Source organism: Sphingomonas sp. (assembly GCF_031361285.1).
GTDB lineage: Bacteria > Pseudomonadota > Alphaproteobacteria > Sphingomonadales > Sphingomonadaceae > Sphingomicrobium.
Window position 1 is genome coordinate 1 of sequence record NZ_JANMCO010000068.1, and the last position, 8,448, is coordinate 8,448.

Sequence of the window (8,448 nt, forward strand, 5' to 3'; positions counted from 1 at the left end):
GCCGATGCGGTGGATGTAATCGTCGGGCTGCCACGGCACGTCGAAGTTGATGACGTGGCTGACGCCTTTGACGTCGAGCCCGCGCGCCGCGACGTCGGAGGCGACAAGGATGTTGATCTCGCCCAACTTGAAGCGGTCGAATTCGGCGATGCGGCTCGACTGGTCCATGTCGCCCTGGATTTGCCCGACCGAGAAGCCCGAGCGCTTGAGGCTGGTGGCGAGCTCGCGCACGGTGGTCTTGCGGTTGGAAAAGACGATCGCGTTCTTGAATTCGGCCGAGCGCAATATGTCGCGCAGCGCATCCTTCTTCTTGTCGGGACGGACCTCGACCAGCCGCTGCTCGATATTGACGTTGGCGGTGGCCGGACGGGTGGCTTCGACGCGCTTGGGGTCGCTCAGGAACTTGGCGGCGAGCTTCTGAATGGGCGGCGGCATGGTCGCCGAGAACAGCAAGGTCTGGCGCGACTTGGGCAGCTTCGAGCAGATTTCCTCAATGTCGGGGATGAAGCCCATGTCGAGCATGCGATCGGCCTCGTCGATGACCAGCAGCTCGCAGCCGTTGAGCATGATCTTGCCGCGGCCAAACAGGTCCATCAGCCGCCCGGGGGTGGCGATCAGCACATCCACGCCCTTTTCGAGCGCTTTGACCTGGTCACCCATCTGCACGCCGCCGATCAACAGCGCCATCGAGAGCTTGTGATACTTGCCGTATTTGACGAAATTCTCGGCGACCTGGGCGGCGAGCTCACGGGTCGGCTCGAGGATCATCGATCGCGGCATGCGCGCGCGGCTGCGGCCCTGGGCGAGGATGTCGATCATCGGCAGCACGAAACCGGCGGTCTTGCCGGTGCCGGTCTGGGCAATGCCGATGATATCCTTGCCCATCAGGACCGAGGGGATGACGCCGCGCTGGATCGGGGTCGGTTCGCCATAGCCGCTGTCGGCAACCGCGCGCAGCAATTCGTCGGAAAGGCCGAGATCGGCAAAAGACATTCAAGTATCCGGAAAAATGAGGGTGGCGAGCGCTCCCGCTGAGCGGCCGCAACTGGCACCGGGCTAACCCCGAGCCGGTCAAAATGTCAAGGAAAGCTCAGTCCTTGATCTTTGGGTTGAGCTTGCGGAACCGCGCGATCCGGCAGCTGCCGCCGATCCGCGAGTGGACCGAATCGCGCTTGGCGCACAGTCTTTGATCCTCGGTGTTGAGATAGAAGCCGCCGTAAAAGTCGAGCGCCGGGCAGTCGTCGTCGAAAATCGCGCGGATACGCTGGCGATCGGGCAGCACGAAGTCGACATGGTCGGTGCCCAGCAGCAAGGCGCCGCGGATGTCGCTCACCGGCACGCATTTGGGGCCTTTGCTTTCGGCCCAGTCGAAGCGCTGGGGCAAGCGCTGCGGCTGGACCGGCACGCGCAGCACCCACGACTGCTCGATGACCATCCGCTGGACGCTCACCTGCGGCGCGTCCGCAGGAGCGGAAGCGAGGCCAAGCAGCAGCGGAAACATGGCGAGGAAAATCGATATGGGCACTTAGCGAACAGCCATCATGGGCCGCGGCTTTGCAGGGACGGCTTGAATGATCAATGAATTATGCTCGCCCGACGCTCGCTGGCCCTGCCGCGGGATCATGCGCGGCCTTGCCAGAACTTGCATCCCGGAATAGAGGCTCGCCGACAAATCTTTGCCGGTAAGGAAGATAGCGCCGATCGCGCTTCAACCCCGGATCCCAGGAGACAATCGAATGGCGACTGCCGCGCCGAACCAGACCCTGCCATTATTCTATAACGAACTCGTTCCGCTCAACGTCGCCGAGCATGGCAAGATGAAGATCCGGGCGATCGAAAAAGCCCCGGGCATCGCCACGACGCATGCCATCCCGGCGACGGTCGATGAATTCGCGCTGCTCCAGCGGCATTATCCGATCGTGTTCTCGATCGGCGACCAACCCGTGCCGCTGGTGCTGATGGGCCTGAGCGAGGGCGTCAACGTCTTCCTCAATGAAGAGGGCAAGCTGCTCGACACCATGATGTACGTGCCGGCCTATATGCGGCGCTATCCATTCCTGCTGGCGCGGCTGCGCCCGGACAGCGACGAATTGTCGCTGTGCGTCGATCCGACCGCGGGCGCGATCGGCGATTTCAAGGATGGCGAGCCCTTGTTCGACGGCGACCAGCCGAGCCAGGCGACTTTGGCTGTCCTCCAGTTCTGCGAGCAGTTCGAGACCGCCGGCCAGCGCACCGCGGCGTTCATCGAGGAATTGAAGAAATCCGGCCTGCTGATGGACGGCGAAGTCGCGATCCAGCCCGAGGGCGCCGAGCAGCCGTTCATCTATCGCGGCTTCCAGATGGTCGACGAGGAGAAGTTGCGCGAACTTCGCGGCGACGAACTGAGGAAGATGAACCAGAACGGGATGCTGGCGCTGATCTACGCGCACTTGTTCTCGCTGTCGCAAATCCGCGAAGTCTTCTCGCGCCAGGTGATGCAGGGCAAAGGCCCGGTCGCCACGCCGCAACTGGCTACCGCCGACGCATAATTCGCACGGCCTGTCCCGGGACGAAGGGAGACGGTTGAAACCGTAACCCGGAATCCTATCTTGGATTTCGTTCAGCAGGCCTCGTGTTCCCCCTGCACGACCGGCCTCATTTCTGAACCTCGGCCACCCCGTCTTTGCGGGCGGGGTGGCCGTTTTACATTCGGAATGCCTTTTATTCTGCAGCGGTCGCGAACGCGCGGTCCAGCAGCAGGGCGCCGAGACCCTCCGCCAGCGTTTCGAACAGCTCGGCGACGCGATCGAAGCCGGGCCCGGGGGTGACCAGGTCGTCGGCGAGGTAGCAAGTGCGGTCGACCTCGACCTGGAGCGCGTGGACGCCGCGCGCCGGAGCGCCGTGGCGCTCGGTGATATGGCCGCCGGCGAACGGCGCGTTGAGCCCGGCGGAAAAGCCCGCCGCCCGAGCCAGCCGGACGGCTTCGGCGCTGACCACGTGGGCGGCGCTGCGGCCGTGGCAATCGCCGATCACGATCTCGGCCACGCCCGGTGCTGGCGGCGGCATCGAATGGCAGTCGATCAGCATTGCGCAGCCGAACCGGTCGACCAGCCCCTCGAGCTCGCGCTCGAGCGCGTGATGATAGGGGCGGTGAGCCTGGTCGAGCCGCTGGTCGAGCTGGGCCGGGCCGATCGGGCGGCGCCACAGATAGCCGTGGGCCTGGGTGCGGCCGGGGACGATGCCCAGCCCGCCGCGCGCGCGGGCGCTGACCCGCCCGCGATAGCCGCCTTCGATCACCGCCGGATCGACGTCATCCTCGGCCCGGTTGCAGTCGATTGCGGCCCGGGGCGTGTGCGAGATGACCGCGCCGGCGCCGCGCTGGACCGCGCGCCATACCAGCCGATCCACCAAAGGGTCTTCGAGCGCGACCAGCGGGGTGCGCCCGCCCGCGGCCATTGCGACCAGCCATTCGGGATAGTCGCGGCCCGAATGCGGTATTGACAGCAGCACCGGCACCGTACCGCGCGGCGGATGGACGATCGGCGCCGGGAGCGGTCTCGCATAAGGGGTCAGGGCAGCCACGCGAGCGTCTCAATCTAGGACGATCGCTCGCCGGTCAACGCAGGAATGGCTGGCCCGCGGCTGGAAAATGTTAAATGATGGGCGCATATGGAGGGGGCGATGGCAAGAATCCTGCTGGCTGAAGACGATACGTCGATGCGCGAATATCTGCAGCGGGCGCTGCAGCGCGTCGGCTATGAGGTCTCCGCGGTCGGCTGCGGGACCGAGGCCATGCCACTGCTCGAGACCGAGCGGTTCGATCTGCTCTTGACCGACATCGTCATGCCCGAGATGGACGGCATCGAGCTTGCCCAGAAGGCGTCGGCGATCGACCCCGCGATCCGCGTGATGTTCATCACCGGCTTTGCCGCGGTCGCGCTGCAGGGCGGGCGGACGGCGCCGGAAGCCAAATTGCTGTCGAAGCCGTTCCACCTGAAAGACCTCGTCGCCGAAGTCGACCGGATCTTCCAGTCCGAGGACCAGCACGGCCGATTGTAAGCCGCCAATCGCGCTTGCGCCGCTTGGTCACCATCCCTAGATAGCCGCCAAGGTTTCCACCAAAGTATGACTTTGGTGGGGTTCCCGTGTGGGCGTGTAGCTCAGTGGTAGAGCACTGTGTTGACATCGCAGGGGTCGCAAGTTCAATCCTTGCCACGCCCACCATTTTCTTCTCAGTATTTCAGTAGCTTAACGTTCAGCACCTCGTGGTTCTGCAGGGTTCGGCCGGTGCAATTGAACTGTTGTCTGAGATTTCTAGTGGGACCGGAGGCGTTCGAAGCGGCTAATGTCCGCTTTCGACCCAAAGCGGTCATAAGCCTGTTCTGGGAGCTCCTTCTCCGGCGGCCGTTGTGCCGATAGGACTGACGCACGTAAGCCAACCGAGCTGGGCGTGTCTCTTGGAGAAATCAAATTGTTGAGCACAAGTACTTTGTTTGACCGAAGGGGATCGTGGGCGTTCGTCCTCGGCGTGTCTGCGGTCATGGCGGGAGTGCTCCTTCACCTGCCGATGTTCCTGATGGGCCGGATGACCCATTACCGGCTGTCCGGCATGCCAATAGACGGCGAAATGATCGCGGGAATGGGCGCGATCGTGATCGGCATCGCAATTGCCGCCTACGGACTACTGCCGAGCAACATCTCAAAGCAACTTGCCGCCTCGCAAAAAATTGTCGTCTCACCGCCAGAGGACGCGCCGCTGACGCGTGCGCACTGGGCACTGATGGCGGTGCTGGTGGTCGCGCTGGTCATCGACATCATGAAACCAGCGAGTCTGGGCTTTACCATTCCCGGGATGGTCAGCGAATATGGCGTGTCCAAGGCGACCGCGTCGCTGGTGCCTTTTGCCGCGCTGACCGGAACAGTCGTCGGTTCGATCCTGTGGGGCATCATCGCCGATGTTTACGGCCGCAAGGCGTCGATCCTGCTGTCCGCCGTAATGTTCGTCGGAACCTCGATCTGCGGCGCCATGCCCTCGCTTTATTGGAACATCGGCATGTGCTTCATGATGGGCGCGGCCGCCGGGGGCATGCTGCCCGTCACTTATGCGCTGCTCGCCGAAATGATGCCGAGCAAGCACCGCGGCTGGGCGTTGGTGCTGGTCGGCGGGCTTGGCGCGGTCAGCGGCTATTTCGCCGCGAGCGGCTTTTCCGCCTTGCTCCAGCCGACCTTCGGCTGGCGCATCTTGTGGTTGCTCAATTTGCCGACAGGTTTGTCGCTTGTCCTGCTCGGCGCCCTAATTCCGGAATCCGCCAAATTCCTCCTTGCCCGCGGCCGCCGCGACGAAGCGCGCAAGGTGATGGAGCGGTTCGGGTCGGAGGCGCGCAGCACCACGCACGCGGAGGAAACCGCGCTCTTGAAGGGCCCGTCGGCGGCGCTCAGCGGGCGCGCCTTTCTTGGCAAGCTGGTCGCCCTCTGCCTCGCGGCAATTTGCTACGGCCTGATCAACTTCGGGTTGCTGTTGTGGCTTCCGGCCGACCTCGTCGCCAAAGGCTACAGCACGGAGCTTTCAAGCAGGCTTCTGGCCGAGTCCGCGCTGATTGCTTTCCCGACCATTTTCGTAGTCGCTTTTGCGTATAGCCGGTGGAGCGCGAAATGGTCCGTCGCCGGGGCGATCGCGGTGACGTTCGCCGGATTACTCGGAGTCCTGCGGCTGGAGTTGACCAGCAACGGCAGCCCGGTCTTGCCAGTCGCGCTACTGATTGTCGGGACCAACGCCCTGATTGCAATGCTGCTGCCCTATACCGCCGAGAGCTTTCCCCTGAGGATTCGCGGGCGGACTACGGGGCTGGTGGCAGCCTGCAGCAAGGCCGGCGGAGTGTTCGCTCAACTGCTTGCGATCCTGGCCCTGGTTCCGGCACTGGCGCTGGTCGCGCTCCTGATCACGATCCCGACGATCGCGTCCCTGGCGCTGGTGACATGGTTCGGGAAGGAGACGCGCGGGCGCGACCTGCGCGATCTCGATCCCAACGGCCACGTGTTCGCCGCGACCGGCGTCTAGCAAGACCAACGCCCGTATATCGCCCGGATTATCAGGCGGCGTTACTCCGAGGGACCATCGACCCGCGGCCACCCATCGTGCCAGCTGATCTTGTCGATCAACATGACCCGCCGCGTGTTGATTTCGTCACTTGGAAGGACTCGCGGACGGCGCACATCGACCGCATGATATACCATCCAGTCCTGACCGCGCGCGTCGGTGATTATCGCATTGTGGCCCGGCGCGATCCACTTGCCGCGAGCTTCCATTATGACCGGGTTGGGCGCCAATTTTTCGAACGGGCCGGTGGGCGCGCGCGAGCGGGCGACCAGCACGGCGTAATGGGCTTTTGGCCCGCAGCAATTATTGCCCGAGTAGAACAGGTAATAATATTCGCCGCGGTGGATGACCCAGCTTCCTTCGACCAGTTCCTGATAGTGTGCCGCATCATTCTTGATCACCGGCACCAGGTCGGTCGCTGTACTGCCCGGCGCGAACGACATGAAATCGGACCTAAGTTCGCGCACCTTGAGCGGCTGGAAGCCCGAGCCCCAATAGAGGAAATGCTTGCCAGTCGCGGGGTCGTCGAAGGCCATCGGGTCGATGTTGACAAAGCCGTCTCCGCAAATGAGCGGGATGCCCTTGTCAACGAACGGGCCGAGCGGACCGCCGGCGGTAGCCACGCCAAGACACAGGCCGCGCTTGTCGTCGGCCAATGCCGCGTCGGGCTTGGCCGAATAATACATGTAATAGGTATCGCCGTGACGCTGGACGTGGGGCGCCCAGAAGTCCTGGGTCTTAGACGCCCAAGCCGGCTTGGCTGGAAGCGCATCGCCGAGCTGCTGCCAGCTCGCTAGGTCGGACGACCGAGCGAGCTGGATGTTGACCCACTTATCGCCCCTCCTGGTTTGGGTCGCGTAGGCGTAATAGTAACCGTCCGGCGCCCGGATCAGGGCGGGGTCGGGAAAGTCGGCGTCGATTACCGGGTTGGTGAAACGTGCCGGCCCGGTCAGCGTTGCGCACCCCGTCAGCGCCAGAGCGGCGAAGGCGATCAGCGTGCGCGGGGCGGTGAGCATGGGACCCACCCTAGGCGGTGACAGGCAATACCGGAAGGGCTTCTCATCCAGCATCGGCGCACGTATCGCCGCGTCGATGAGCAACCGCCGTATATTATCGTTCGAAATCGATGCCCACGAAGCCGGGGAGGGCGCGCGGATCGACGTGCGCGGATCCAACGGCGCCTCGGGCAGCTATACGATTGCCGGCCGCGAGCAGCAGGACGCGGCTGATTTTTTCGCCGCGCTGGCGCGCGATTTCGGGACCGGACTGCCGCATATCTCTGCCGGCGTGACCAAATATCCGCCAAGCGCAACTCCGTGGAAGCCGCTGCTGACCGAGAACGTTTCGCCAACCATCCTGTGCGGCTATGGCGATCCGGCGGTGCTCAAGACCAATGACGGCTATTATCTCGTCGCCACGTCCAACGATGCCCCCGACGCGTTTCCAATCCTCCATTCGCATGACCTGGAGCAATGGGAGCATCGAGGCTTCGCTTTTCCGCAAGGGGCGGAGCCGGCGTGGGCCGCCACGGGCGTCAAGGTCGCCGATTTCTGGGCTCCGGAAATGGCCCGGGTGGGCGACGAATATTGGCTGTGCTTCACCGCCCGCCAGACCTCGAACGCGCTGGCGGTCGGGCTCGCCAAGAGCGCGAGCCCCGAGGGCCCGTGGGCCGACATCGGGCGCCCGCTGCTGACGGGCCGGCCGGTCAACACCACCGGCATTGCCGGCGCCCCATTGAGCGGCGGCGTGATCGACGCGCATATCTTCATCGACCCAGACGGCGAGCGCTATTTGCTGTGGAAGGATGACAGCAATGGCGTTTGGCCGCGACCGCTCGCCGGGCTGCTGCGCGACAATCCGGATCTGATCGCCGCCGTCTTTGAAAGCGACCAGGATCGCCGCACCGCCGCCTTTGCAGCGGCTATCGTCGGCTGGGCCAACGGGCGCCGGCCGATGGAACGCTTCTTCCTGATGCAGCCGTTCATCGCCGCCGTTCTCAACAATTGGGACCGGGTCAGGCAGGCGCTGGCCGACGGCGGCCTTGCGCCGGACATCCTCAATGCGATGACCACGCCGGTCTGGGCGCAGCGGCTGGCCGATGACGGCACTTCGTTGCTTGGCGGACCAACCCAGGTGCTGACCAACGACCAAGGGTGGGAAGGGCACCTCATCGAAGGGCCGTTCGTGACCTTCCAACAGGGTCGCTACTGGCTGTTTTATGCTGGCAACGACTTTGCCAGCCCGGCCTATGGCATCGGTGTCGCGGTTGCCGATCACCCGCTCGGCCCCTACGTCAAGCAGGTCGAGCCATTGCTGAAATCAACGCGGGAATGGACCGCCCCCGGTCACGCTTCGGTTGCGCCGGGCCTGGA

At 64.1% G+C, this 8,448-nt stretch carries 8 protein-coding genes and 1 tRNA gene; 5 read left to right on the forward strand and 4 right to left on the reverse strand.

The features are described 5' to 3' along the window. A partial coding sequence (locus RMO25_RS06940; RefSeq protein WP_309661875.1) for a DEAD/DEAH box helicase occupies positions 1-993 on the reverse strand: 993 nt, incomplete at its 3' end. Positions 994-1,090: 97 nt separating this feature from the next. Then, positions 1,091-1,525: a hypothetical protein gene (locus RMO25_RS06945; protein WP_309661876.1), complete on the reverse strand. Its 435-nt coding sequence runs from the start codon at positions 1,523-1,525 to the stop codon at positions 1,091-1,093. 211 nt (positions 1,526-1,736) lie between these two features. On the opposite strand from RMO25_RS06945, the gene RMO25_RS06950 reads away from it, so the two are divergent. Beyond that, entirely contained in the window at positions 1,737-2,528 is a 792-nt protein-coding gene (locus RMO25_RS06950) for a SapC family protein (RefSeq protein ID WP_309661877.1), read from the forward strand. A 172-nt stretch (positions 2,529-2,700) separates the two neighbouring features. Here RMO25_RS06950 and RMO25_RS06955 read toward each other — a convergent pair whose 3' ends face one another. After that, on the reverse strand, positions 2,701-3,561 hold the full coding sequence (locus RMO25_RS06955) for an N-formylglutamate amidohydrolase (protein ID WP_309661878.1): 861 nt from the start codon (positions 3,559-3,561) through the stop codon (positions 2,701-2,703). A 99-nt stretch (positions 3,562-3,660) separates the two neighbouring features. Here RMO25_RS06955 and cpdR point away from each other — a divergent pair, with 99 nt between their 5' ends. From cpdR to RMO25_RS06970, 3 genes are all read left to right on the forward strand, one after another. Further along, positions 3,661-4,038: a cell cycle two-component system response regulator CpdR gene (gene cpdR / locus RMO25_RS06960; RefSeq protein ID WP_309661879.1), complete on the forward strand. Its 378-nt coding sequence runs from the start codon at positions 3,661-3,663 to the stop codon at positions 4,036-4,038. Between the two features lie 90 nt (positions 4,039-4,128). Beyond that, positions 4,129-4,203, forward strand: a tRNA-Val gene (locus RMO25_RS06965). 304 nt (positions 4,204-4,507) lie between these two features. Then, positions 4,508-6,037 (forward strand): MFS transporter, encoded by a 1,530-nt coding sequence (locus tag RMO25_RS06970; RefSeq protein ID WP_309661880.1) that lies wholly within the window; start codon positions 4,508-4,510, stop codon positions 6,035-6,037. Positions 6,038-6,078: 41 nt separating this feature from the next. On the opposite strand, the gene RMO25_RS06975 is transcribed toward RMO25_RS06970, so the two are convergent. Then, entirely contained in the window at positions 6,079-7,092 is a 1,014-nt protein-coding gene (locus tag RMO25_RS06975; RefSeq protein WP_309661881.1) for a glycoside hydrolase family 43 protein, read from the reverse strand. 76 nt (positions 7,093-7,168) lie between these two features. Between RMO25_RS06975 and RMO25_RS06980 the strand changes: the two genes are divergently transcribed. Continuing rightward, positions 7,169-8,448: family 43 glycosylhydrolase (locus tag RMO25_RS06980; RefSeq protein WP_309661882.1), on the forward strand; the 1,280-nt coding region annotated here is incomplete at its 3' end.